The sequence below is a fragment of the Flavobacterium pectinovorum genome (genome assembly GCF_006438875.1).
Lineage (GTDB): Bacteria > Bacteroidota > Bacteroidia > Flavobacteriales > Flavobacteriaceae > Flavobacterium > Flavobacterium pectinovorum_A.
On sequence record NZ_RCZH01000001.1, the window covers coordinates 413,219 to 439,675 of the forward strand.

The following is a 26,457-nucleotide window of genomic DNA, read 5'->3' on the forward strand; positions in this document are numbered from 1 at the left end:
TATTGCATAATTTTGTAACGCACGAAGCAACCAGCTTCTTACTATTATACTATGAGCAAGACATTTTCTGACAACAGCCAAATTGGAACCGTTTCTACTTTCTCTGACCTTATACATACCGATTTCAAAGGAGAAATGAATGCACTATGCTGGTACAGAAATTTGGATGGCGATTTTAACGAGATTGTAATTCAACTAGGTTTAAAAGAAAATATAACCGAAGTTTATCCTGAAGATCTTATCGCACTCCAACTCTCAGAAAAGGGAAATATAGCACGAAAAATAATCTTAAATGATTTACAATTATTAACTGATTTTGGCGCTTCTCCGGCACTTAATTTACTGAAGTGTTATGATCGCGATGATGAATTTGATTTCATATCGACTGATGTATATTCGTTTCATGTAGATCGTTCGCCCATTGCAACAGATACTTTTTTATGTACCTATCACGGAGCGGCAAGTGATATTGTTTCTAATTTGCAAGCAGAGCAAAAAATCTTAATTCCGGAAATCCGAGCAAAGCTAAAAGAGCTGCATGATGGACCACAGGAAGAATTCGAAGACTTTTTGAAGGAAAATTATTTTGATTTGCATTATCAGATACATGACGATGCAGAACCTGTTAATTTAGGATTAGGACATCTTTGGCGACTTGCTGTAGATCATCCAAAACAAGAAGTATTGCCTTGTATTCACAGAGCACCAATAGAAAATGAAGGCGAATATCGGTTGTTGTTGATTTGTTAAGGATATTTATAAAAATAAGATAAAAAAAGAGGCTCAATTTGAGCCTCTTTTACATTAATGTTTCCCGTTTCCTTTTCCTTTGCCGTTTCCATTATGGTTCCCATTATCGTGATGACCATTATCTTTTCCTTCTTTATTATTTCCTTTACCGGGTTTTTGACCAATTGTTTTTTGAGGTTTTCCTTTGTAACCTTTTCCATATTTTACTTTATGAGTTTTGAAATTATCGTAAGGACGATCACCTCGATAATCATTCAATACAACTTTGTATTCGTTATAAAGATCATAATTTCTATAAACAGAAGGAAGTGATCTTGCTCGTACCCATCTTCCATTATTCAAATAAACATAATTTGATGTGCTTACATCATAATAGGTTTCAAGATCAGGCAGATAGTAGTAACGTACATCTGTATAACCGGCAGGTCCCCAGGCAGGAGGAGTTCCTATATTTACATTTACCGAAACCTGTGCCTGCGTATAACTAAATGAAAGGAATAATATTCCAATCAAAAAATATTTGATAGTTTTCATAATGTTATTTTTTATTCATTTATATTTTGGATAAAACAACAAACGTGCCGAAAATTTATTTATGATATAAGTTATTGATTATCTATGGTTTGTGTTTTATATTGATTTTTAAGTAGTTTGAACTCCAAAAATATATCCAACTAAAGCCGAGATTGCCATTGCAAAAGTTCCCCAAATACAGATGCGCAAAACGGCTTTCCTGACATTAGAGCCACCTGCTTTGGCTGCCAGTATTCCTGAAAAAGCTAAAAAGAGTATAGAAAAACCATATTGATAGAAAACCATGTCATTTATGGGAGCAAAAATAGCAACCAAAAGCGGAAGCAAACCTCCTATAATAAAGGATATTGCAGATGCAAAAGCAGCTGTCAAAGGATTGGCTTGCGAGATTTCATTAATTCCCAGTTCATCTCTCGCATGAGCTTCAAGGGCATCCTGAGCCATTAATTCGCTGGCGACCTGTTTTGCCAATGTTTTATTTAGCCCTCTTTGGACATAAATATCTGCTAGTTCCTCAAGTTCTGCTTCGGGCATGGTATCAAGTGCAAATTTTTCTCTTTTTAAATCAGCAGATTCTATATCAGATTGTGAACTTACTGACACATATTCTCCTGCTGCCATAGAGAGCGCACCGGCGACTAATCCGGCAACAGCTGCCAATAAAATAGGTTCTCTGGTTACGCTTGCCGCTGCAACCCCAATAACTAAACTTGTAGTAGAAAGAATTCCGTCATTTGCTCCCAGTACAGCAGCCCTTAGCCACCCGCTTCTATTGATATAATGATTTTCTGCTTTCATAGACTTTCTTGCGTTATTTACAATTTTATTTCCCGTTCATTTTTTCATTTATCTCTTTCAGATTTCTTGTAGGGAATTTTCGTTTTTTGTAGATTATTGTGCTGAATTTTATTTGTTTACAGAATAAAGTTACTGTAAAATCTGCGAGCTGATGAAGTAAAAAAAGTAGAATGATTCTAAATTTAAAGTGGATATTTTTTAAATCTAATTAATCGCGCTCTAACGGTCCGAAAAGAGAAATATCTGTCACAAATTAATCTTCACTTATTCAAAAAATAAAATGATTCTCCAAATCAATCTACTGGGAATTGTGTAACATCCTGCTGAAATTAAATACTTTAGAACATATTCTCATTTGTATCTTTAATTAGTATTTTAAAAACTATTATTTACTCAAAAAAACTAAGTTATGGCAGAGATTAAAATTGAAAAAAAGAAACCGATGTGGCTATTGATTGTAGTATTGCTCATAATTGGAGGACTTATATACTACATCTATTTTACAGATCATGAAACTCACACCGAAAGCAGCACAGAAATTGAAAACACAAGTGCACAATAAGAAACTATAACTGGATATAGCAGACTAATATCAACTTTAGTTTCCTGCAATTCTATCCGGCAGAAAAAATAATATAATTTTTATATAAAAAAATATGGAAAATAAAGACAAAAACTTATACAAACTGGACGAACTATCTAATTATAAAATTGCTTCTGATTATTCTGACGTAAGAGGATGGAAGATCGTAGACGCTGAAAACCACACCATAGGCAAAATTGATAATCTCTGGGTTAATAAAGATATGAAGCGCGTGGTTTATCTGGATGTTAAACTAGACAAAGGATTACTAGACGACCACCACAATGAGGTTCGTGATGTTATTGCAAACGACAACGGAAAGGAGTTTATCTATAAAGAAGGCGACAGCCATATTATCATACCAATAGGATCTGTAAACATAAATAAAGACACCAAAACTGTAATGGCAAACAGTATAGGATATGATACCTTTAGAAACACAAGCAGATACAACACACAAAATAATTTTGACAGAGAATATGAAAGAAGAGTTATGAAGTCTTACTATCCGGAAAATGATCCTAATTATGATAGTGACGATGACGCTTTTTACAACCGCAGGGAATTTGACAACCACTAGTATTGCTGATTTTACTTTACATTCAAGTTGTATTTTGATATATTAAATTGGTAAAACGGTATAAAAAAATCCCATTTTTAAGATGGGATTTTTTTTTATGTCTGTTACTGAAAGGAGTCCTGATCGCGCGAATATGCGCAACGATAGTGCGGAAATTCTTTCCGTACCTGTTCCTGTAATAATAAATACTTATCTCGAGTTGTGGACAGGGGTTGCAAATACGCGCTATCGTGTTTCATAACATTTTTTAATATTCCGTAGGAATATCTGAGCGGTAGAAAAAAAATAATATCGTTTTGAGTTGTGTCCTGTAAGGACACCTGCTTTTACAGAAATAACACATCTAACGCGTTAATCAAACGTTCCTACGGAACGTATAACTGTAATTCAAATTAATTCTACCGAGCAAACATTCCTACGGAATGAATCATTTTTTGCTTATTTTGTAGAATAACTAGACCAGATAGCGCAAATTTGAAATTATAAGCATACAAACCCTCAGGATTATGAGATTTATAATTGCCACTCATTTTTAATTTAGAATTAATTGTTGCTAATTGACCCATAACCACACGAAAGGATTCGTGCGGGAGCGGGTCATAAATAGAGATAAATTAGAATAATCAAATTATTGTTAAATAAACTTGGTGGTTTTTATTATTAAAAAATTAAGTTATATATTAATTTCTAACCAATAAAACTATTAAAAATGACTTACAAAACAATTCAAGAACTTTACAAAAAACAATTTAACAAAACTATTAAAACTTGTTGGATTGCAGATGTTAAAAGAGAATTAGGGCTTACTACTCGAATTTCAAAAAACAGAATAAATAAAGATTCTGTAAAATATCCTTGCCCAAATGAAGAAATAAAAATTTGGTTGAGAGAAATTTTAAATTAAAAACCTGCCTATAAGAGCTACTACAACGGATTTGGGTAATAGCTTGCTACCGCACGAATCCTTTCGTGTGGACATAACAGCTAAACATTAAACATTCTAAAAATCACAACATCGTCAATAAGTCCACTTTTGATCTAAATAATCAATAGCATCACTATAAGCATACAAGCCCTCAGGATTATGAGATTTATAATTTCCACTCATTTAATTTAGAATTAATTGTTGCTAATTAACCCATAACCACACGAAAGGATTCGTGCGGGAGCTGGGGATTTCTAAAGATGAATTTATTGAAAGTATGAGAACAGGAAATTATAAATCAACTTCAATACATATTGACTTATTAGAATATGGCGAACAACCAAAAAAGCAATAAAAATAAAAAACTATAACAGCAGATGTTTTATAAATCTGCGTAGGGAGTTACCTTTATATTTCATATTTGCGTTAAGCAAAAAAAAAGTTTATTAAATTACAAACCGCTTAATTACAAGAATTATATGTGATTTAAAATAGCAATTTTTTAATAATAAATATTTTATAATGGGAAAAATGAAAGATTGGCTTATAGATATGCAAGAAAATGCAACGGAATTTACACTTGCGAAAATTCTTGGGATATCTTATGAAGAATTAAATGAGCTAGATTATCAAATTGAAACTGACGAAAGTGAAGATGGAATAATTTATAATTACAGATTCGAATTATTTGGAAATTCGCCAAAACAAATTATTCAAAAAATAAACCGTCTACAAGATGGTAAACGAGTCTATTTAGAACCTTGGGAATTAGATAATGAATTTGACTATGACTTTCAATTCGAAGCTATTACTAATGACAAAAATTTCTTAAAAAAATTCCATGAAGAAATTGACAATTTGATGTCTTTGCTTGCAATTAAAATAGAAGAACCAAATCAAAAAAAGATATTAAACAGACAAGTTTTTATTGGTATAATTGGAACAATGGAATCTTTTCTTTCTGATGTATTTATAAATTTAATTTTTGATAATGACAATTATTTCAAAAATTTCATTAAAACCCATCCTGAATTCAAACAACGTAAATTTGAGCTACGAGAAATATTTGAGGAAACAGACAGGCTCGAGGAAACTGCCAAAAAAATAATGCTTGACACTATTTATCATAATTTACCTGTTATTAAAGAAATGTATGAAGACACTTTTGAAATTAAATTTCCTTCTATTAAAGAAGTTTTTAAATATGTATTTCAACGTCATGATTTAGTACATAGAAATGGAAAAACAAAAAATGGAATAATTGTAGATACTAATGAAGAAGCAATACAAGACTTGAAAATGAAAGTGATTGAAATGATAACTAATTTAGCTAAAGAATTAGATATCAGTAATTAAAATGTTTATAATTAAGAATCCGCAACTACATAAACAATTTTACTTTATGTCGGATACAAAATGGGCTATTTAGTGATGCTTGATAAAGCTCCATTTCATACTTTCTTATTTCATCAAAATGGTTTTTTATTCCTGTAATAAAATCTTTAAGGATGTCAGTACCGTTGAAAAACTCATTACATAAAACATTTACACTATTAAAAGTATCTTGAAAATCGATTTTGACTCCATTCGCTTTCGCATTTTTGACATAGTGATTTATTACATAATATAGCCTAACATATGTATGTGGGTGAGTACTTGCTTTGGTGTAAAACGTTGTACTAGTATCTTCTAATTTATCTGAATCAAATTCACCATTTAAAAAAAGTAAAAAGGTAATTACTATACTAGAAATCCCCATATACATCAGTCGCTTGAAATTTTTTTCATTTTTTATTGCGGACGGCAACATATCTGTATAATATTGTTGCATATACATACTTACAAATTGCGCACCATTCAAATCTGCATCATATTCACAAACATGATGATAAAGGGAATAAGATCTRTTCTCCGGTCGTTCATTTAAACTACTTGATTGCTTTTGAACACAATGTGCAAATTCATGATAAAATGTAAAAATTGTAGAGCATTGAAACAACAGATATTCAAGACTATCACTAATACCACTTTGTAAGTTATGGTAACCCGTAAACTTACTGTTTTTAAAAAACTTATTTTTAGTACCAACTCTTTCATGTAATTGTTCCATGTAACCTTTAGAAAACCTTATAAAAGAATTTTTTCCATCGGTCGCTGCTCCAGCATTAGCTTCTGAAGTATTCCAATAAAAAAAATAGCATGGTCCTAATTTGAACCTATTGCTATAATCTCTCAGATTTTCTTCACACCAGAGAAAATACTGATCATAAACCTTGCGTAAACTATCGTTTTCGTAATCAAAAATTATTGAATTAGGAATACCAATTTCTAAGATTTTACGCTTATTCTCTTTATAATTCTCAAAGGCCATTTTTATTAGATTGAAATTCGCACAAAATTAAATAATTAAATGCCGTTTTTATCAAATTATTCTTTTGGTTGTAATGGACGAGTTTTATATATATTTGACTTAGTTTTAATGAAATGATTTTAAATTAATATATCTTCTATAAATAATTATTTTCCAATTAATTTTTCAAGCCTCACCATCATTTCATCTTTCTCTTTCAACAGACGCTCGTACAAAGCAATTTTTTCTTCATACAATTGAACAATTTTATCAATTGGATTAAATGTACAGTGTGGGTTAATTGCATTTAATGTTGATGCATCATTACTTGTAAATGTATTAGAAATTACACTCACAGCATGTTCTTCATCAAAATTCTGAAAAGCTTCAACTGGAATTTTCATTGCATCTGAGATTTGTTTCAGCAAATTATCTTCAATTACATCTTTTTGCTCGAGCACAGAAATTTTCTTTTGATTCCATTCATTTCCCAGATCAAAAGCCAATGCTTCTTGTTTGATTCCAAGCATTTCTCTGAAGCGTTTTACGTTTCTTCCCTGATGTATTTTCTGTTCCATAATGAATATCAATTTTTCTAGAGGCTCAAAGATAACCCCATTTGGATTAAAAACCTTGAATTTCAAAGATAAAAAAATATCCCGTAAAACATTTATTTTGTCAGAATATTATACCACTTATATTTTGCTCCAATGTTCTCTGGTATAATGCCGATGTAATATGAAAATAGTACAATACAATTGGACTATATTGAATATACAATCAGTATTATACAGGATTCCGAATAGATTATCCTTTGCAAAGAATAGAATTTCGCTTGAGAATTTTAAATCTTCGTACTATGAAAAAGAGTAAAATATCCTTCGAAACTAGCTTTTGGGCAGGATTTGTGGCGGGAAATCCATTTAAGGCTATTAATGCATTTTTTGCTTTTGCAGATCTTGATTATTATAAACAAAATTTAACCGAAGCGGTAATTTATAGCTATAAAACAAAGGTTTATAATCAGGAGAACCCCAGCAATGTTTTTGTATTTTATACTGCTGTCAATTCTTTTCTTAAAGTCTGTTATTGCCTGCAACAGAAAAGCAAAAAATGGAAAGTAAAAGATTCCTTGCGTTCTGAAACCGTGTTTCCTTTTTCATCTTTGACAAAACAAGAATACGACAATCCTTTTATGGTATTTCAGAAAGCATTTGCCGAAAAAACGCTTGAAGAATTTGAATCATTTCTAAGTCTAATCGTGGAGCTTTCGTTGTCTCCTTTTGCCGGAGATCCTGAATCTGACCTAACGACGCCTTATATTCACTTAATCAAAATGCTCGATGCCGTAGAACTAATCAAGGAAAGAGGCGTGGAGAAAATCAAAAAAACAAATCAGATTGTTGCCGTAATTGCATAAAACATCCCTTATCCAAACTTTAAAAACGATATTATGAAAACCTCAACATCGATTTTCTTTCGACTATCATAAATTATAAATCTTGTTTTGGAAGATTATTTAAATTGTGTTTTTTATTTATTATGTAAGATTTATTTTAAGCTTAACGATTTAGAAAAAAGGTCTGTATTCCGGTGCGTTACGACCTTTTTTGGTTGAGGACTTTTAACAAGTTATTTATTTTTATAAAAATCAGGTGTTTTTACGGTCTGATATATGGTTTTCTTTTTTTAATTTAGATCTGTGTTAATTGTTTGATATTTAGTAATTTAGATTAATTTTTCTGTTTGATAATTATTTAAAAAAGAGTACTGAATTCGGCATTTTTTTGACATATTTTCATTTAGTTGAACAAATACTATTAATCAGGTTTGTTTTACAATTCCGGATGCATGCACAAAAGTTAACATTTATAAATATCTAAATAGCCCCGATATGATAAATAATGTAGCCCTCGATGTTTTTATCGGACTTACTTTCATCTTCTTACTGTATAGCCTTTTGGCAACGATAGTTCAGGAAATGATTGCCGTAAGATTTTCTTTTAGAGCAAAACTACTGGAGAAAGCCATTCTCAGAATGTTGGAAGATGGTAAAACAAGTGTAGGATGGTCCTCTTTTATTGATGATAGAATATATGGAATACTTCATTTGTTTGGCGTGGTCAATATACTTAAAAACAAGAAAGTAGCAGTTTGGTTTTATTCACATCCATTAATTAAATATCTGGCAGAAGATAACTACTACAGCAAGCCGGCTTATTTGACAGCGGCCAACTTTTCGAAAGTAATTATCGATTTATTAAAAGGCTTCAATCAGCCGGAATCGCAAACAATCCAAACCATCAATCAATCGATAACTAATGGTACAATTTACAAATTACCCATTAGCAGCAGTAATGCTCAGGATGATAAATCGAATCCAGCTTTTAAGATATTAATTAAAGAAAATAATCTTCAAGGAGCTAATACAGCTACTGGTTCTGAAACGGTTGATATAAATCCCAATACGGCTCTTTTTCTAAGATCACTTTGGCAGGAATCAGGTGGGGATCTTGATTTATTTAAAGCAAAACTGGAACAATGGTTCAACGATACAATGGAGAGAACAACAGGCTGGTATAGAAGATATACCAGAGTTTTGTTGTTTGTTATTGGTTTGATAATGGCTTGTAGTTTTAATGTGGACGCAATTGCGATTCATCGAATTCTTAGCAAAGATAAAACTGCGAGGGAACAGCTTGTTCAAATGGCGATTAAGGATCAGGGAAATTATGCCGGAGCTGTTGATAATATTCGAAACGGAACGCTGCCACAAAATCAGGCAGATCTTCAAAAAACATACAATTTGGTAGCTGCAGATTCCCAAAAAGCTGAGAGTATTATGGGGTTAGGAAGACCCTGGAAGGATTCTTGTGCTACTTGTGAAAAGTATTTTAAATGTGATAAAGAAGCATTAGAAGTAAAGAAAAACATGATCGTTTTAAGAAATAAAATTGCATCGATTGATTCTTCTTTAGCAATAATTGATACTTACAAAAAACAAATAAAAACAAAAGATTCATTACTAATTATTCCGGCTTTTAAAGATAATGTGGACAAACTGAATGCAGATATTAAAAAGCTAAAAAAAGATAAGGATTCGGTAAGTGAAAAATTGAAAAAAAAGAGTCCTGATAGCCTGACAACGTTCAGAGATACTTTAAATAAAATGACCGTTTTAAGCAAACGATGCCATATAATACAAAAAGCTCACTGGTTACAATCTAGTACCTATCAGGTAGGCGGATGGGAAACTATTATAGGTTGGCTTATAACAGCATTAGCCATCACTTTGGGTGCTCCGTTTTGGTTTGATATGCTTAGCAAATTAATCAGTGTTCGCGGTGTTGGATCTAAAGCTTCTCCAACTACAGATCCTGATTCGACAGGAGGAAAACCAAACGGAACCGGTTCAAATTCTAACAGTACAAGTCCGGTAACAATCAATAATAATTCAGGTGAGGAGGCTGTTGGTTAATTATGGCACAGTTAAAAGTAATCGTAAATAAATTAAATAAGCGAACAGGTCCAATAACTGATTTTAATGATAAATCAAATATAGTTGGAACTATTTTAAAGGGAAAATTGTTTGAAGGCAGTAAACAAATTTCAAATATACTTGGTGATTGGTATGAAGACAGTGATGGCTATTATTATTGGGCTGGTGGCTTATTGGTTTTAGATATACCATTGGGGATTACTATAAAAGTTCCGGATTTGCCTATTAATCTTCCAAATCCGTATAGGGTAGGAATTGATATTTCTCATCATAATATAATTCCCGATTGGCAGGGAATTAAGAATTGTGGTGTCACCAGTGTCTACATAAAGCTTTCAGAAGGAGTAGGAACTCCTGATAAAATGGCTTCACAAAATGCATTAAAAGCAAAACAATTTGGATTAAACATTGGATATTATCATTTCTGCAGACCTGATACAAGAAATGGTGGTATTATAATTAGCGATGCAATTGCAGAAGCAGAGGAAGCAATACGACTAATGTCCGGTATCACAAATTCAAATCTACCATTGGTTCTTGACTTAGAAAACCAAAAAAGCTGGGATACACCACTTAATGCAAATGACTATGAAAAGTGGATAAACCATTTTATTACCAGAATTAATGAATCGGGAAAGGAATGCATGATTTATAGCCGTAAAGAATATTTAGACAGAAAACTTCCGGCTACACACGATTTAGGTAAATACAAATTATGGATATCCCGCTACACATTAAAAGACTGTAACAAAGTCGAATTGCCCGTTGGTTGGAACGATTGGGCAATGTGGCAATACAGGGAAGATGGTATAATAGGAACCAATGGAAAACTGGATATTAATATTATTAAAGACAAAAGCTTATTCTGATGGCACAATTTAAAGTATTAGCAAATAAACTGAACGTCCGCATAACTCCTGTTATTGATTTTGCGAATAAAAGTAATATAGGAGAGGTTATTCTAAAAGATTCTATTCATGAAAGTACGGAGCAACATGAAAATATCTTGGGAGTTTGGCATAAAATAAATGACGGTTGGGCGAATGAGAAGTGGTTAAGTGAAGAGCAATTATTGTTCAGCAAAAGTCAAATTATTGACTATAACATTTTATCATTATTACCACAAGAGACAAAAAAAACAAATGGTCAAGGAATAACTGTAGGAATTCTTGATAGTGGTTTATTTAGACACGAAGCTTTTGCAAAAACCAAAATAACAGGGGCGAATTTTGTTGATAGTAATAAAGATTTTGAAGACAATTCAAGAGATAGCCATGGAACTTTTGTTTCTGGTATAATTGCAGCAGGAATCTGTGAGGATTTCAAAATGAAGGGCATCGCAACAAATGTATCTCTCCTTATCGCTAAGATAGGTAATGAGTTTAGTATTTCTGATAGTGATTCCGTTTTTAATGCACTCAATTGGATAGTTGACCAACAACCTGATATTATTAACTGCAGTTTTTCGTTTGCTCCATTAGATAAATCTAGGTTTGAAAGTATTTTATCTTCAAACAAAGCAAAAGGTATTATTTGGGTTGCTGCTGGTCAAGATGGACCTGGAGTTTTTGATAAAAAAATATTTTATCCCGCTTTAAATAGTAATGTTATTGCCGTAGGGTCTTTAGAATCAAAAGATTTAGATTCTCGGAAAATAAGTGACATCAATTCGCATATCAAATATATTGTTCCTCAATTTCCTTTCAAGTCAACAGATATATTCGATACTTATAGCGATGCTAAAGGAAGTAGTTTCGCATCAGCATTGGTTACGGGAAATTTAGCACTTATTAAATCTAGCCTAAAACTTAAAGGTTCAATGGATATCACGCCCCTAGCTTGCATTAAAATTTTAGATAATTACATTGAAAACTTGACTTCTGCTGAACAATTACAAAATCCATTTTTAATATTTAAAAGATAACATTATGAGAAAAATAATATTTTTATTGTTAATTTCATTTATTACAATTAATAGTATAAAGAGCCAAAATATTTATTATGATGCAAAATACCTAAATAATCGCTTGGTAAATAAAACCTTCAAACCTTCAAAAATAACTAGTAAAACTGAAGATTCTTTAATAWTATTAGAAGCCTCAATTGATAAACAAATAAATGACCACAAAAATCAAACTAATATCCTTACGAATGAAGACTATAAAAAAATTCAAAATCAAAGAAAAGAAATTAAAAATGCCTTATTAATTATAGATCAAAAAAAAATAGATACTTTATTTACTATTTTAAAAAGGTATTTTCCAGAAATAAATGAAAATACCGCACCAAATAGCATATCAGAAATACTATCAAAAAATCCTTTTTTTAATGGATTTGAAATTGAAAGTAGAAAAGAAGGAGGTGGTAAGTTATTTACAGATAATAATTTATCAAGTGTGACGAACATCGGCGGTCTCGATGTAACCAAATACGCAAATGCCATTTCAGACCTTATGATTGAACGAGCCAAACAGGAACTAACCATTGCGTTTTTTAACAGGTTTAGAAAGTTTGCGGATAAAAACCCCGAGTTTAAAATATTGTTTCCTAAAACAACAGATAATTTAGCCAACCTTCTCACGTATACTTATCCACAAATGTTGCCTGCGTTGAGGAACAGTTTTTTTGAAGATATTAAACAGATTACCTATCATCTGGACGATGTACTTCAATTGCCGAAATATCAAAAACTTTTTGAAAATTTTCCAGAAGTTAGAGTAGCAATTCGGTCAATAAATCTTATCCATACTCTAGAGTCAAATGAGGCTACTGCTGCTGACATTATTAAAGATTTTTCTCAATTTGAAGAATTTGAAACAATAAATGATACCGCGTCTAATTACTCAAAAGCGTTTAAGAATTTAGGAGCATCTGTTAAATTGGGAGCAATTTTTTCAGAAAGTTTAAGAGAACCTGATACTACCAAAAATAAAATATGGATAACAATGAAGCAAGCACAAGAGATGCTAAAAGACAAAGTGTTTTTTAAAATCTATATGGGCTTAATATACCAACAGTGCGAAAAAGAAAAAATCATATTCTATCTTGGTAAGTCCAATTTAGATTTTGCTAAGAATGTGTTAGCAGTACAAAAAGATGACCTATTGATATTCAAATCTAAGGTTACAGAAATGATAACTTTAGGAGCTAAGGTTAATGAAACTTTAGCAAATTTAAAAGCAAAAGACTTAAAAAAAGAAAAACTTTCTAACGATGATATTTACAATTATGTTAATGTATCAATCGACATGATCGAGTATAGTCAAAACATTGCCAAAATATTCAATACAGAATTACTGTCTGATAATTATCTATTAATAGCAAAGAAATCAAATGCTTTATATAAAGATATTTATAGTGAAAAATATACACAAGCTGTTAATGATGCTGTAGACATATTAAAGAACATTCATGATCTCGTAAAAAGTAATACTGCTGTAGGGATTGACAAAAAAACTAATCTTGATAGTTTATTTATATTTGTCGAAAAAGTTAGACCTTATGCGCTTTTCATGGGTAATACAGTCGAAGCAAAAACAGAAGAGCAAATTAAAGCAGCTTTAGATAATGCAATGCTTCCTGTTGGAAGTTCAACTATAAAAAAATATACAGAAAATTGGGGTAATGTTTCTATACAATCCTATTTAGGGGCATATTACAATTTTAGTTCTTCATCTACTACTATTCCATCAGCATGGACAGACAAATTTGGAGTTATAGCACCCATCGGTATATCATGGACACCGGGTTTTTTGAGTTGGAAGCGTGGAGGAGCATTAAGCATCTTTGCTCCACTCCTTGATATTGGTGCCATAGTAGATTATAAACTTGAAAAAGAAGATAAAACAGATAGCAATGGTTCAACAGAACCTGTAATAGTAAAAGAGTACAAAATTGAATTAGGGCAAATATTTTGCCCTGGTGGATATCTTGTTTATGGTTTTCCATGGGATTTGCCTTTATCTTTTGGTGTTGGTGGTCAGTACGGACCAGGTCTTTCCAAAATTAATGTAGACGGTACTACTGTGGTTGGAAATCCTTCATGGAGATGGAATATGTTTTTAGCGGTTGATATTCCTTTTTTCAATTTAATGAATCATAACAAGGTTAGACCTATAGAATAATGAAGAAAGAGGTGAATAAATTAATGTAGTGTTTAAATTCTTTGATTCCCAAAAGTATAATCATGAAAAAAGCAAAATTTGTTCCTGCGGATATGGTCAATTGGTACAAGCCAAGAATGCTGTTTAGTATCGCAATGAAGGCAGTCATATCAGGTACTTTTGGAAATTATGCTGACCGTAGAGAAACTCAGGCTGCACTAGATACAGATATTAAAAATGATGATCATTGGAAAGATCTTGAAGAATATTATGGAGGAACAGAAACCTGGATAGATATTGTAAGTGATACTGGTGATGGTTTCGATTCCACATTTGCCGTTGCCACATGTGTTGCAAAACAGGAATTGGAAGTTGAAAATCCAGAAACTAATGGAAAAATTACAATTCCAAGAGCAAAAATATTAATATTTGGCGGTGATGAAGTATATCCGTTTCCAACATCAGAAGCTTACGAAAGAAAATTTAAAATTCCCTATGAATCTGCATTAGGTAAGGATGATGATACTATTGACGAAGAAAATCGGCCTCATTTGTATGCTATTCCCGGTAATCACGATTGGTATGATGGGTTGGGAAATTTTATTAAAATTTTTTGTCAGCAAAGAAAAATAGGAATTTGGAAAACCAAACAACATAGAAGCTATTTTGCATTGCCGCTCCCAAATAACTGCTGGATTTGGGCATTAGACATACAGCTTAACTCTGACATTGATGCACCGCAGTTAAAATATTTCAGGTCAATTAGTGATAAAATGAAGGCAGGGGATAGTGTTATTCTTATTACTGCTGAACCAGCGTGGGTGTATAAAGCTATTTATAAAGACAACAAATCATGCGAGCGGCTTTCGTTTTTTATTGATAAATTTATTTACGACAAAGATGGAATTACTAATAAAAAATTTAAATTGCCTGTCGTCCTAACAGGTGATTTACATCATTATTCCCGTTATTCAAGTAAAAGCACGCAATATATTACCGCAGGCGGCGGCGGGGCATTTTTGCACTTAACACACAATTTGCCCGAAAAAATTGAATTAAAAGAAAACTATAAATTAAAAAAACTTCAAAGTTTTCCAGATAGCAAAGTATCCAAGAAATTGTTATTAGGAAATTTGTTATTCCCCTTTAAAAACATATTCTTTACCTTTCTTATTGGATCTGTTTACTTATTTTTTTACTGGTTTTTTTATGCCGAAGAACAGCATGTTTTTTACAAAAATAATGATTCCAGTTTTTCAATTTATAATGCTATTAGTAAAAATTGCCAATTATTAGTAGATAATCCTGGTGCATTGCTTATTACTGTGTTTTTAGGAATGGGATTCTATGCATTTACAGAAACAAAAGGATTTACACCTAATATAGCACGATTCAACGGATTTGTTCATAGCGTATTACAAATATTTGTTTTTTTTATGGTTATCTATTCCGCTAATTTTCCCATTGATATCGATTCACTTAAGTTTTTAATTGTAATCCCTGATAAGGTACTTGAATTGATCAAAATAATAATAATTTGTTTTCTTGGAGCTGGTGTTTCCAGTTTAGTAATGGGCATTTATTTATATATAACTAATTTATTTTTTGATATGCATTTAGACGAAGCTTCATCATCACTGGCATGCCGTCATTACAAAAATTTCTTGCGAATTAAGGTGCATTCAACTGGATTAACAATTTATCCAATAGGAATTAAAAACGTACCAAAAAATTGGAAGATGCAACACCATAAAAATGACACCTATTCATTTTCAGGTAATAAAGTAGAAACTCATCTCATTGAAAAGCCGATTGAAATTAAATTCTAACACATATAATTTCTTATAAATATCCTTTAGCAACGCATACTTTGTACGATTCCTTTTTTAACTTATCTTCGTTGCTTATACATTCGTGAGTACATTTTACTCCTTTAAAAATCTAATTTGTGGAAAAAACACAGGAAAACGTACAAGATAACCAGCTTAAACGTGGGCTGACTAATCGCCACATTCAGTTAATTGCCCTGGGCGGATCAATAGGAACAGGTCTTTTCCTTGGTATTGGTCCGGCGGCTGTATTGGCAGGACCATCTGTTATTTTAGGATATGCTGTTGCCGGAATTATCGCTTTTTTTATTATGAGACAACTTGGCGAAATGGTTGTCGAAGAACCAGTATCAGGAAGCTTTAGCCACTTTGCCTATAAGTATTGTGGTTCTTTTGCAGGTTTTGCATCCGGTTGGAATTATTGGATTTTATATATTTTAGTCAGTATGGCTGAACTTACAGCCATTGGTGTGTATGTGCAGTTTTGGTGGCCTGGAATTCCGCTGTGGGCATCCAGTTTATTTTTCTTTCTGGTGATTAATGCTTTAAATTTCGCCTCGGTGAAAGTTTACGGAGAAACTGAATTTTGGTTTTCCATTATAAAAGTTGTCGCAATTATTGCAATGATCCTCTTTGGTACTTATTTGCTAATAAGTGGTACAGGAGGAGAACATGCTACAATTCATAATTTATATAACGATGGAGGTTTCTTTCCAAAAGGTGTCTTTGAAAAAACTAGTGACGGTAGTTTTCAGGGTTTATTAGCGGCAATGGCGCTGATTATGTTCTCTTTTGGAGGTTTAGAACTAATAGGAATTACCGCTGCTGAGGCAGAAAATCCCGAAAAAAACATTCCAAAAGCAACCAATCAGGTTATTTATAGAATTCTTATATTTTATGTTGGTGCATTGGTTATTTTATTTGCTTTGTCACCCTGGAGACAGATTACTACAGACAGTAGTCCGTTTGTAATGGTTTTTCAAAATTTAAACGGAATGGAATTTGAGTTGTTTGGCAACAAAATATTTTTCACAAGCCTTATTGCTAATGTGCTTAATTTAATTGTATTAACTGCCGCTTTATCCGTATATAATAGCAGTGTTTACAGTAATTCACGTATGTTATACGGTTTAGCAGATCAAGGCAATGCGCCTAAGTTTTTAATGAAGCTAAACAAACAATCGGTACCAATTAATGCCATTTTAATTTCTTCCTGTTTTGCAGCTATCTGTATTTTAATAAATAAAATAATGCCAAAAGAGGCTTTTAGTATTTTAATGTCTTTGGTAGTGTCTTGTTTAGTGATTAACTGGGTTATGATTTCGTATACGCATCTAAGATTTAGGCTTTCGAAAGACAAGAAAAACACAAAAACGAAGTTTCCTTCCATATTTTATCCGGTAAGTAATTACATCTGTTTGGTGTTTTTATTGGGTATTTTATCCATCATGTGGATCACTGATATGAAATTATCCGTAGAATTAATTCCTATTTGGCTGGGGATTCTTTTTGTTTGTTATAAAGTTTTTAAAACAAAAAAATAAGTAGTTTTACAACGGTATTCATTACGAGGCATTTATTGTCAACATAGCACTTAAAAAAAATGCTAAACTTATAGTTTAGCATTTTTTTTAAGTGATTTTGAATGTTTTACCAGATTTACTTCGCTTGAATAGATGAATCTATTGTGAAGACTAAAGAATAAATACATCTTACACCTTGTCCATTTTGTATGGCAGGTTTCCATTTTGAAGATAGTTTTAAAACTCTGATAAATTCTTCTCCAGTTCCATATCCAATATCGCGAAGAATTTTTATCCCGGATAATACGCCATTTTTTTCGACTACAAACGTTGCATATACTCTCCCTTTAAGCCCTTCTTCGTTTGGAATTTTGTATTCTTTTTTTAGAAAATTATAAAATTCATTCATTCCGCCAGGAAATTCAGGTAATGTTTCAACTGAACTCCCTGTAAATGGATGAGAATCATCTACTTTTATTTCTTCAGTATTTTTCTCCCATTTGGGATTAAATATTTTTCCTAAAAAATTGTATGATAGAATAGAATCAGATATTTTTATAATCCAATATCCCTTGTTGTTTTTAATGATATAATAATTTGATAAAAGGAGATTATCAGTCGTGTTTTTGATAATAACCTCTAGATAATTAAGACTGCTTGAAACGAACTCAAAATTTTGTCCTTGAATTATTTTAATATTTTTGTAGTATAAGTGATTTTTATCAGCTAAAAAACTGCCTAAAAGATGTGTTGAATTCGCATCAATTCCTTCAATCTTCTGTAATCCTGACGCTGTATAATAATATACATTACTTTTGTTTTTATAATAACTATAAGATATTCTTTGAAATCCATCACCCTTAATAGCTGTTAATTTTCCTTGGAAATAAATTTGATTGTCTTTTTTATAAAAATTATACTCGTAATATTCTGCATTCTCTACCCGTTCATAAAAATCACTTCCACATATATTGTAAATTGGTTCTTCCGGCAGTCGTCTGGAATAATTTTCAGGAACTTTTAGATTGTTATCTCTTATTGCAGTGTTATTTTTTTTGCTTTGACCATTCGCAATAGAAAAAACGCTTAAAAAAATAAAAATTAATGCCTTCATTTGATTGATATTCATAAGAGTTGTATTTATTCAATAGTTGGTATTTATTATGCTTTTTTGATTCTCATTATTTTATAGATGCATTGAAATCTACAAAGGTTGGGAGAGGAGTAAATTTTTTTTGCGTTTTGTCTTTTATTAATTATTGTACTATTGAAAACGCTAATGTATAAATAAAAAATCTTTGCTTATCAAAATGGTATGTATTGAAAGTGCTTTGGTATCTGAAATCGCAACTCTAAGTTTTAATTTTGTCAGATATAAATTTTAAAATTAAAGTAAAATGAATAAGGCATTATTATTAATTGATATACAAAGAGAATATTTTGAAAATGGTTCATTAGAACTTGTAAATCCTATTGCTGCAAGTGAAAACGCCAAGAAACTATTGGAGCATTTTAGAAAAGAAAATGAGACTATTATTCATGTTCAGCATATATCCGGAGAAGGTTCTCCCATTTTTATTCCCGGTACAAAAGGTGTAGAAATTCATGAAAATGTAAAACCGCTAGGAGAGGAGAAAGTAATTACGAAACAATTTCCTAATAGTTTTAGGGGAACTGATTTATTAGAATATCTTCATTCAAAGCAGATAACGCATTTGGTAATCGCGGGAATGATGACTCATATGTGCATTGACGCCGGAACAAGAGCTGCTGTCGACTTTGGATTTGAATGTACAGTAATTGGAGATGCCTGCGCTACACTGAATCTTCATATAAAGGATCAGGACGTCAAAGCTGAAGATGTTCATAATGCATTTTTGGCAGCATTGGAATTCTTTTATGCAAAAATCATTACAACAGAAGAGTATTTGCTCTCGTAAAATAAAGGGTAAATAAGGAATCACTTTTATAAAATGAGCTGTAATTTATTACTGCTCATTTTTTTTGGTTTGAAGTAATTTGTAAATGAAGTTGTAAATTTGCTTTAAATCTAATATTTAAGCTCATCGTAAAGAAAGTAAAAAGAAACGGATTTCAATGCGTTAACTAATTAAAGAAAATGAAAACAATTAAATTTCATAAAACAGAATGTGGTGTTGAAGTGCTTCTCAATGTATTGCACGGCGATATGCTGAGTGAGAGATACTTGGAGCGTGATACTTACAATACTGATTTTTTTGAAATATTGCTTTTTAAGACCGCCAAGGGATCCCTGATTTTAAATCAGCAGAAGATCGATATAACTGACAATACAATTGTTTTTATTTCTCCCTTTCAAAAACGGAAATGGACTTTGGAGAAAGAGGGATTGGATTATACTGTTCTCGTTTTTCAGGAAAATTTTCTTAATGATTTCTTCTCGGACAAATTCTTTACCTATCGTCTTCTGTATTTCTATCAGTTGAATTATCCTTTAAAGATTGGTATTGAAAAGGAAGAACTTCAAAAAGCGCTTGGTCAGCTTATGGAAATCAAATCCGAACTTATTAATACCAGAACAGATAGTATTCATATCATAAGATCTCTTACGTATTATCTGCTTTTGAAGTTTAACAGAATCTATGCAGATGCAAATAATCTTTCAATTGATAGGGCAGAAAATAACTTTGCTTACCAGTTTAAACAGTTGCTGGAAACGCATATTAGGCAAAAGCAGCGAATTGACTACTATGCAGATTTATTAAATGTGAGCAGGATTACAATTAACACTTGTGTGAAAAAGCAGTTTAATGTAACCGCGACAGAACTCTTAAAACAGAGACTGCTTTTTGAAATAAAGAATGACCTGATACATTCGGGAAAGACGATTGCTGAGATTGCTTATGATCTTGATTTTTCAGAACCCGGACATTTGATGCGATTTTTTAAAACCCAAACAGGAATAACCAGCAGCCAATTCCTCTCAGATTACCAAAATGGGATATTTTCATAGCATTTTATAGGGCTGTTACAGAATAAGATAAATCTAAAACAAAAAGATCGCTGCGCTTTAAATGAAAGTTTAAATAATGGCAATTTCAATTCATTAAATCTGCCTTGAGGCATTCAATTTTCTAATATGATCAAAAAATACAAATCCAATAAGATATATTACCAAAGTACAATAGCACTTGCAGGACCTGTTGTAATTTCCCAGTTGGGGCATACACTGGTGCAGACTCTTGATACAGTTATCATAGGGCATTATGCAGGAACGATATCATTGGCAGCAGTTTCGCTGGTTCATTCTGTTTTCATGGTAGTTTTGGTCATAGGATTAGGAGTTGCCTATGGATTAACACCTTTGATTGCACAAGAAAACGGAAAATCAAATTTTAAGGAATGTGCCGAACTTCTGTCAAACAGTTTATGGCTTAATGTCACAGCCGCAATTTTTCTTTTTTTAATAGTTTATTATGGCTCTATGTTTGCCATGCAGCATGCAGAGCAGGATCCTCAGGTTGTTGAAACGGCAAAACCTTATTTGCTAATATTAAGTTTATCTATTCTGCCTTTAATGATATTTCAAACTTTCAAACAGTTTGCAGAAGGGCTGGGTTTTACAAAACAAGCAATGTCCATAACGATATGGGGAAATGTGCTCAATGTAATTATTGCAATAATTCTGGTAAAGGGAATGTTCGGGATGGAGCCAATGGGAGTTCAGGGAGTAGGAATTGCAACATTGATAGATCGGGTTTTAATGATGTTGGTTATGATATGGTATGTACTTCGATCAGAGAATTTCAGGTCTTACATACACCATTTCTCCGTTAAGTTTGTTGATTTTTCAAAAATTGCAAAAGTGGTAAAAATAGGATTGCCTGTGGCTATGCAGTATGTATTCGAAATTGGAGCGTTTGCAGTTGCCGCTTTAATGGCAGGTCATATTGGTGCAATTGAACAGGCAGCTCATCAGACAGCAATAACCCTTGCAGCAATGACTTACATGATGGCGGGAGGAATTGCATCGGCGGCAACCATTAAAGTTGGAAATAGTTTTGGAAATCAGAATTACAAAAGACTTCAGAGTTTTGCGTATGCATCCTATCATTTAGTGATCATTTTCATGATGTTTTTTGCTGTAATTTTTATGCTCTTTAATCAATATTTACCTTACTTAATAACAAATGACGCAAGTGTTGTAGCGCTGGCTGCACAATTATTGATAATTGCTGCTCTATTTCAGCTTTTTGATGGTACACAGGTCGTTGGTTTAGGAACACTAAGAGGAATGGGAGATGTAAACATTCCCACTTTTATAACCTTTATTGCTTATTGGCTTATTGGTTTGCCTGCGGCTTATGTTTTAGGAATTCATTTCGATGCCGGAGTAAAGGGAATCTGGTATGGTTTGACATTGGGATTGTTAACATCATCTGCCTTACTTTATTTAAGATTCCGATATGTAATGAAGAAAAATCTGTTAAAATAAAATATTAGGTGATAATAAAAAAATGCTAAATCATTTGATTTAGCATTTTACTTTTATATAATCTTTTAATCATTTATTAAATGACAATGATTAATTTATTTTAGAGCATAATTTATATAGCCTCCATCTGCGATCAGCTCTGTTCCGGTAATAAAACTAGCATTGTCTGAAGCAAGAAATAATACTGTTTTCGCAATTTCCGCCGGGTCTCCTAATCGCTGCATTGCAGTAGCACCTGCCAAAAATTCTTTGGCATCCTCCGGTACGGCTTTATGAAGTCCAGGCGTAGAAACTGGGCCAGGACTCAAAATGTTGACACGAATTTTTCTTCCTGCTAATTCGTTTGCAGCCACCTGAGCGATTTTATTTAAAGCTCCTTTGGTAGCAGAATATATACTGCTGCCTAAATTTGCTGCCGTTGCAACTGTTGACGAAGTAAATATTACTGATGAACCTTCTGCTAAGTGGGGAAGTAGTTTTTGCAGTGTAAAGAAATGACCTTTAACATTGGTATTAAACTGTGCGTCAAAGTCAGCTTCAGTTACTTCTTCGATTGAGGTAAATCTTGCTATTCCTGCATTTAAAAAAAGAGTGTCTAATTTATTCCCGCTTTCTGCAAAAGTTTTTTCCAACTGTGAAAGATCTGATAAATTTGCAGTATCAGAAACTATAGTTTTTAATTTTGGACTGTTAATTTCGGTGGCTGCATTTTCAAGGTTTTCGATATTTCTTCCTGTGATCCAGACGTTTGCACCTGCTTTTATAAATTCTTTTGCTGTTGCTAATCCAATTCCTGTAGTTCCTCCTGTGATCAGAACATTTTTGTTTGTGAAATTCATTTTACTATATTTTAAATTTTATATTGGCAAAGTTAGTTCAGCTAAGTTTATTATTGTTACTTTGTAACTAAAAGTAACAGTAACGTTTGAGTAACAAGGTAACATATGAGTAACGAATGTCAGATTGAACACAAAAAGGAGATAATGGCAGTCCATGATACAATGGATATATTGAATGGGAAATGGAAAATTTCTATAATTTCATCCATCTGTTATCATAATAAAAGAAGATTTACAGATATTTTAAATGATGTAAACGGGATTTCCAACAAAATGTTAAGCAAGGAGTTAAAGGACTTAGAGATTAATAAACTTATTAAACGAACAGTTCTTGATACGCAGCCCGTTACAATTCATTATCAGCTGACGGAGTATGGATTGACATTAAAAACGATAATAAATGATCTTGCCGAATGGGGAATAAAACACAGAAAAGTAATTATTGAAGGTTAGCAGAGTAAAGACAACTTTTTAAGTTTTAATGAAACTTATGCAAATAGCTATTTAGCAGATAAACAAGCAAATCATAAAGAAACACTTTTCTTAAACATTTATATGTGCAATTAGGAAAAAATTGGAGTATTTTCGTTTTACTTAATACCTTATCTTTTACACAATTGATCAAAAATGGGACAATATATTACTCTGATTTTCGCAGATGAAAAAATAGAAATTGATAATAAAATACCGCATTTTTACGAAGATGGATACTTAATAATTCCATATAATGACGAAACACGAAGTGCGGCTGAAAGTTTACAAAAGATATGTAAAGAGGGAATGACACTTGACGAATTATTTAATTTTTATATTGATACAAAATTCATTTTAAATGCAGATAAGAAAATTAATATACTTGGAGAATATGAAGGATTAAATACCGATTTAGATGATTTAGAAGAGATAGATTTAGTTGAATTTTTAAAACTATTAAATCTTTCAGATTTTAAAGTTTTAAGCTACGATGATTTAGCTGGAGATTACATTTTAAATTTTGAAAATTTTATTTATAAAAATTTAGATCCACAATCAAACAGACCCCGAATAAGAATGGATAAGCCATATCTCTATCAATATGAGGGGTGTTTAATACATTGTTTAAAAGATATTGAAACAAGAAGAAATAATTCTAATAATAATGTACTATAGGGTTACAGATATTAAAATGAAGAATTTTTTAATATTTTATAATGGAGTAACTGTCGAATCGAAACCAAATGCGAAAAAATAACAATTGGAACTAAAACGGCAGGCAGCAATGTAAAAGGAAATTCCAGAAGGGCAACATTTGGCTGATCAAAAGCAAATTGCTGAAATTTTGTTGGTAATGATAACACTGCATTAATTGCAATATTCAGAACTAAAGCCAGGCAAATAAAATTCCAGATTAATAAAATAGTGTAATTAATTTTCTTTTTCACAAAAGTAAAATAATATACAATTGGTGCGGAAATACCAGATAAAATATCAAAATTTCGGCCTTCAAATGTCATTAATTCCGGTACAGCCTTATGCATAAAGAGCCATAATAAAACCAATTCTACTGGTATCCTGATAACATGTAAAAGGGTAAGTGTTTTAATATTTAATGCATCAATAAAGGCTTTTCCCTTTTTGGTGATAAAAAGAATAACAATCAATGTTAAGGGTGGGAATAGAAGTAAAGCAAATCGAGGTGGTATTGTATTTTCCGATTTATAGAAACCAAAATTGCTTATAAAAGATTGCACAATGATCCAAAAAAATAGTACAGCCAAAACGATCTTAGATGAATATGAAGCTTTATAAAAAAGAACAATTGAGGTTAAAAGTGTAATTCCGAAAACCAGACTAATATAAAGTGGTAAAGTATCCATTGTTTTAATTTTTTAGTTAAACAAAGGAATGTATTCCGGATTATAATATACTTAGCAATTGGCAAGAAATGAAAGGATCACTATTTTTTTGAAATTTCTTTTCGAATTCTGCTTAAAGAAGTGTCAGTAATACCAAGAAAAGAAGCGATAGTTTTTAAAGAAGCCTGTTGAAAAATCTCAGGATTGCTTTTTAATAGATGGATATAGCGTTCTTCGGCAGTTTCGCTAATCATGGAAAGCATTCTGGTTTTAAGTTCAGAAAATCCTTTGACGAGTATAGACCTTCCAAATTCCCTAAATTCAGGTAAAGAATGAAATAAATTATTTAACTGCTCATAAGTAATATACCAGCCCACAGAATCTGTTACTGCATTAATATTTTCTTTTGATTTTGTACGGTTAAAAAAAGAAGCAACTTCAAATACAACATCTCCGGGAGAATAAAAGTTTGTAGTAACTTCATTCCCTTCAATATCAAATGCAAAAGCTCGCATAAACCCTTTTTCTAAAAAAAGATATTCATCACAAATAGTACCTTCAGTAAGATGCATTTGATTTTTGAGTATAATTTTACTTTCAAAATGGCTTGCAATTTCTTCTGCCATTTCTGCAGTAATGAGATTTGTAGTTTTAAAGTATAAAGCAATAGCTTTTTTGCTCATATCGTAAATGTTTGATGAACTAAGATAATAATTAATCCAAATGTAAATATTTCTAAGAGTAGTTATTTTATTGTGAAGGAGAGGAGACAATGTCATTAAGTTAAGCTTTTTTTTAGACAATTAAGACTGATAAAATCGCGCAAAGCCGCCAAGTTTACATACATTTTCTTTGCGATTTGCGCCTTTGCGCGGGATTTATTCGGCAAAGTCCCGATCCCGAAACGTCGGGACGGGATAGATATTTCCTTAACTTAATGACATTGGGAGAGGAAAGGGTAACCATTATACATTGTTGCACACCCAACGGTTTACAATAAATCTTTATATTTGGTAATTAAATGAATAAAATGAGCGAAAAAACGAAACCATATGCCTTAATAACCGGCGCCAGTAAAGGCATTGGAAAATCTATTGCTTATGAATTGGCTAAACAGGGCTATCCATTATTACTTGTTGCAAGAAGTAACGAGGAATTAAAAGCATTATCTGATGATCTTCAGGTTAAATACGGCATTAATGCTCCTGTTTTATCGATTGATCTTTCGACAAATGGCGCATCGCAAAAAGTAACCGATTGGATAAAAATGAATAACTACCACGTTGGCATTTTAGTTAATAATGCCGGTTATGGTGTGTGGGGCGATTTTAGTCAGTCTTCTCTAACGGATCAGCTTGGCATGATGCAGCTTAACATGAATGTAGTTGTAGAACTTTCGCATTTATTAATACCTATACTTTCACAAGAAAAACAAGCTTATATTTTAAATATATCAAGTACTGCTGCCTACCAGGCTGTACCTACGCTAGCTGTTTATTCGGCTACAAAGGCTTTTGTTTTATCGTTTACGCGTGCATTGCGTTTCGAACTTGCCCAAACTTCCATTTCAGTAACCTGTTTTAGTCCGGGCCCGGTTGATACTGGTTTTGCTGCAAGAGCTGGTTTAAGCGCTTTTAGCAAAATGGCTGAAAAGTTTAATATGCAGCCTGATGAAGTTGCAAAAATGGCAGTAAAAGCCATGTTTAACAAAAAATCTGAAGTTATTCCGGGTTTTACAAATATCATTTCGGTTTACGCCAACCGCATACTACCAAAGGCATTTATCGAAAAAACTGCAGCCGGGATTTATAAAATTTAATTTTTTTCAAAAAAAA

At 32.1% G+C, this 26,457-nt stretch carries 26 protein-coding genes; 18 read left to right on the top strand and 8 right to left on the bottom strand.

Features of this window, described 5'->3' with window-relative positions:
• The first annotated feature begins 51 nt into the window (after window positions 1-51).
• Complete coding sequence (locus EAH81_RS01630) at window positions 52-750, top strand: DUF1826 domain-containing protein (protein ID WP_140503026.1); 699 nt, start codon at window positions 52-54, stop codon at window positions 748-750.
• Window positions 751-804: 54 nt separating this feature from the next.
• Here EAH81_RS01630 and EAH81_RS01635 read toward each other — a convergent pair whose 3' ends face one another.
• Both EAH81_RS01635 and EAH81_RS01640 read right to left on the bottom strand, forming a co-directional pair.
• The gene (locus tag EAH81_RS01635; protein WP_140503028.1) at window positions 805-1,284 is read right to left on the bottom strand and encodes a hypothetical protein; all 480 of its coding nucleotides are present in this window, start codon (window positions 1,282-1,284) and stop codon (window positions 805-807) included.
• A gap of 108 nt (window positions 1,285-1,392) precedes the next feature.
• On the bottom strand, window positions 1,393-2,082 hold the full coding sequence (locus tag EAH81_RS01640; RefSeq protein WP_140503030.1) for a VIT family protein: 690 nt from the start codon (window positions 2,080-2,082) through the stop codon (window positions 1,393-1,395).
• 409 nt (window positions 2,083-2,491) lie between these two features.
• Here EAH81_RS01640 and EAH81_RS27625 point away from each other — a divergent pair, with 409 nt between their 5' ends.
• The 4 genes from EAH81_RS27625 (at window position 2,492) to EAH81_RS01655 (ending at window position 5,526) form a co-directional block, all read left to right on the top strand.
• Window positions 2,492-2,644 (top strand): hypothetical protein, encoded by a 153-nt coding sequence (locus EAH81_RS27625; RefSeq protein WP_170214114.1) that lies wholly within the window; start codon window positions 2,492-2,494, stop codon window positions 2,642-2,644.
• Between the two features lie 94 nt (window positions 2,645-2,738).
• On the top strand, window positions 2,739-3,245 hold the full coding sequence (locus EAH81_RS01645; RefSeq protein WP_140503032.1) for a PRC-barrel domain-containing protein: 507 nt from the start codon (window positions 2,739-2,741) through the stop codon (window positions 3,243-3,245).
• Between the two features lie 709 nt (window positions 3,246-3,954).
• Window positions 3,955-4,149: a hypothetical protein gene (locus EAH81_RS01650; RefSeq protein WP_140503034.1), complete on the top strand. Its 195-nt coding sequence runs from the start codon at window positions 3,955-3,957 to the stop codon at window positions 4,147-4,149.
• Between the two features lie 543 nt (window positions 4,150-4,692).
• On the top strand, window positions 4,693-5,526 hold the full coding sequence (locus tag EAH81_RS01655) for a hypothetical protein (protein ID WP_206669068.1): 834 nt from the start codon (window positions 4,693-4,695) through the stop codon (window positions 5,524-5,526).
• Between the two features lie 25 nt (window positions 5,527-5,551).
• Here EAH81_RS01655 and EAH81_RS01660 read toward each other — a convergent pair whose 3' ends face one another.
• Both EAH81_RS01660 and EAH81_RS01665 read right to left on the bottom strand, forming a co-directional pair.
• Window positions 5,552-6,541: a hypothetical protein gene (locus tag EAH81_RS01660; RefSeq protein WP_140503036.1), complete on the bottom strand. Its 990-nt coding sequence runs from the start codon at window positions 6,539-6,541 to the stop codon at window positions 5,552-5,554.
• 146 nt (window positions 6,542-6,687) lie between these two features.
• Window positions 6,688-7,098 carry a helix-turn-helix domain-containing protein gene (locus EAH81_RS01665; protein WP_140503038.1) on the bottom strand — a complete coding sequence of 137 codons (411 nt, stop codon included), beginning with the start codon at window positions 7,096-7,098 and terminating at the stop codon, window positions 6,688-6,690.
• A gap of 281 nt (window positions 7,099-7,379) precedes the next feature.
• Here EAH81_RS01665 and EAH81_RS01670 point away from each other — a divergent pair, with 281 nt between their 5' ends.
• The 7 genes from EAH81_RS01670 (at window position 7,380) to EAH81_RS01700 (ending at window position 17,495) form a co-directional block, all read left to right on the top strand.
• Window positions 7,380-7,940, top strand: coding sequence for a hypothetical protein (locus tag EAH81_RS01670; protein ID WP_140503040.1), 561 nt, complete (start codon window positions 7,380-7,382; stop codon window positions 7,938-7,940).
• A 474-nt stretch (window positions 7,941-8,414) separates the two neighbouring features.
• Window positions 8,415-9,998, top strand: coding sequence for a hypothetical protein (locus EAH81_RS01675; protein ID WP_140503042.1), 1,584 nt, complete (start codon window positions 8,415-8,417; stop codon window positions 9,996-9,998).
• Window positions 9,999-10,000: 2 nt separating this feature from the next.
• The gene (locus EAH81_RS01680) at window positions 10,001-10,888 is read left to right on the top strand and encodes a glycoside hydrolase family 25 protein (protein ID WP_140503045.1); all 888 of its coding nucleotides are present in this window, start codon (window positions 10,001-10,003) and stop codon (window positions 10,886-10,888) included.
• The gene (locus tag EAH81_RS01685) at window positions 10,888-11,943 is read left to right on the top strand and encodes a S8 family peptidase (RefSeq protein WP_140503047.1); all 1,056 of its coding nucleotides are present in this window, start codon (window positions 10,888-10,890) and stop codon (window positions 11,941-11,943) included. Before EAH81_RS01680 ends, EAH81_RS01685 begins: the two co-directional genes overlap by 1 nt.
• 4 nt (window positions 11,944-11,947) lie before the next feature.
• On the top strand, window positions 11,948-14,143 hold the full coding sequence (locus EAH81_RS01690; RefSeq protein ID WP_140503049.1) for a hypothetical protein: 2,196 nt from the start codon (window positions 11,948-11,950) through the stop codon (window positions 14,141-14,143).
• 62 nt (window positions 14,144-14,205) lie between these two features.
• Complete coding sequence (locus EAH81_RS01695; RefSeq protein ID WP_140503051.1) at window positions 14,206-15,951, top strand: metallophosphoesterase; 1,746 nt, start codon at window positions 14,206-14,208, stop codon at window positions 15,949-15,951.
• Window positions 15,952-16,070: 119 nt separating this feature from the next.
• Window positions 16,071-17,495, top strand: a complete 1,425-nt coding sequence (locus EAH81_RS01700) for an amino acid permease (protein WP_140503054.1) — start codon at window positions 16,071-16,073, stop codon at window positions 17,493-17,495.
• Window positions 17,496-17,610: 115 nt separating this feature from the next.
• On the opposite strand, the gene EAH81_RS27795 is transcribed toward EAH81_RS01700, so the two are convergent.
• On the bottom strand, window positions 17,611-18,603 hold the full coding sequence (locus EAH81_RS27795) for a DKNYY domain-containing protein (RefSeq protein ID WP_241676491.1): 993 nt from the start codon (window positions 18,601-18,603) through the stop codon (window positions 17,611-17,613).
• Window positions 18,604-18,871: 268 nt separating this feature from the next.
• On the opposite strand from EAH81_RS27795, the gene EAH81_RS01710 reads away from it, so the two are divergent.
• From EAH81_RS01710 to EAH81_RS01720, 3 genes are all read left to right on the top strand, one after another.
• Entirely contained in the window at window positions 18,872-19,414 is a 543-nt protein-coding gene (locus tag EAH81_RS01710) for a cysteine hydrolase family protein (RefSeq protein WP_140503056.1), read from the top strand.
• A 179-nt stretch (window positions 19,415-19,593) separates the two neighbouring features.
• Entirely contained in the window at window positions 19,594-20,466 is an 873-nt protein-coding gene (locus EAH81_RS01715) for a helix-turn-helix domain-containing protein (RefSeq protein WP_140503058.1), read from the top strand.
• Between the two features lie 126 nt (window positions 20,467-20,592).
• Window positions 20,593-21,948 carry an MATE family efflux transporter gene (locus tag EAH81_RS01720; RefSeq protein ID WP_140503061.1) on the top strand — a complete coding sequence of 452 codons (1,356 nt, stop codon included), beginning with the start codon at window positions 20,593-20,595 and terminating at the stop codon, window positions 21,946-21,948.
• 95 nt (window positions 21,949-22,043) lie between these two features.
• On the opposite strand, the gene EAH81_RS01725 is transcribed toward EAH81_RS01720, so the two are convergent.
• The gene (locus EAH81_RS01725) at window positions 22,044-22,787 is read right to left on the bottom strand and encodes an SDR family oxidoreductase (RefSeq protein WP_140503064.1); all 744 of its coding nucleotides are present in this window, start codon (window positions 22,785-22,787) and stop codon (window positions 22,044-22,046) included.
• Between the two features lie 144 nt (window positions 22,788-22,931).
• On the opposite strand from EAH81_RS01725, the gene EAH81_RS01730 reads away from it, so the two are divergent.
• On the top strand, window positions 22,932-23,240 hold the full coding sequence (locus EAH81_RS01730) for a winged helix-turn-helix transcriptional regulator (protein WP_241676492.1): 309 nt from the start codon (window positions 22,932-22,934) through the stop codon (window positions 23,238-23,240).
• Between the two features lie 174 nt (window positions 23,241-23,414).
• A complete protein-coding gene (locus tag EAH81_RS01735) occupies window positions 23,415-23,936 on the top strand; it encodes a hypothetical protein (protein ID WP_140503068.1) in 522 nt (173 codons plus the stop codon).
• A gap of 11 nt (window positions 23,937-23,947) precedes the next feature.
• Here EAH81_RS01735 and EAH81_RS01740 read toward each other — a convergent pair whose 3' ends face one another.
• Both EAH81_RS01740 and EAH81_RS01745 read right to left on the bottom strand, forming a co-directional pair.
• Window positions 23,948-24,643: a hypothetical protein gene (locus EAH81_RS01740; protein WP_140503070.1), complete on the bottom strand. Its 696-nt coding sequence runs from the start codon at window positions 24,641-24,643 to the stop codon at window positions 23,948-23,950.
• Between the two features lie 80 nt (window positions 24,644-24,723).
• A complete protein-coding gene (locus EAH81_RS01745; RefSeq protein WP_140503072.1) occupies window positions 24,724-25,305 on the bottom strand; it encodes a Crp/Fnr family transcriptional regulator in 582 nt (193 codons plus the stop codon).
• A 347-nt stretch (window positions 25,306-25,652) separates the two neighbouring features.
• On the opposite strand from EAH81_RS01745, the gene EAH81_RS01750 reads away from it, so the two are divergent.
• Entirely contained in the window at window positions 25,653-26,441 is a 789-nt protein-coding gene (locus EAH81_RS01750; protein WP_140503074.1) for an SDR family NAD(P)-dependent oxidoreductase, read from the top strand.
• The last annotated feature ends 16 nt before the right edge of the window (window positions 26,442-26,457 follow it).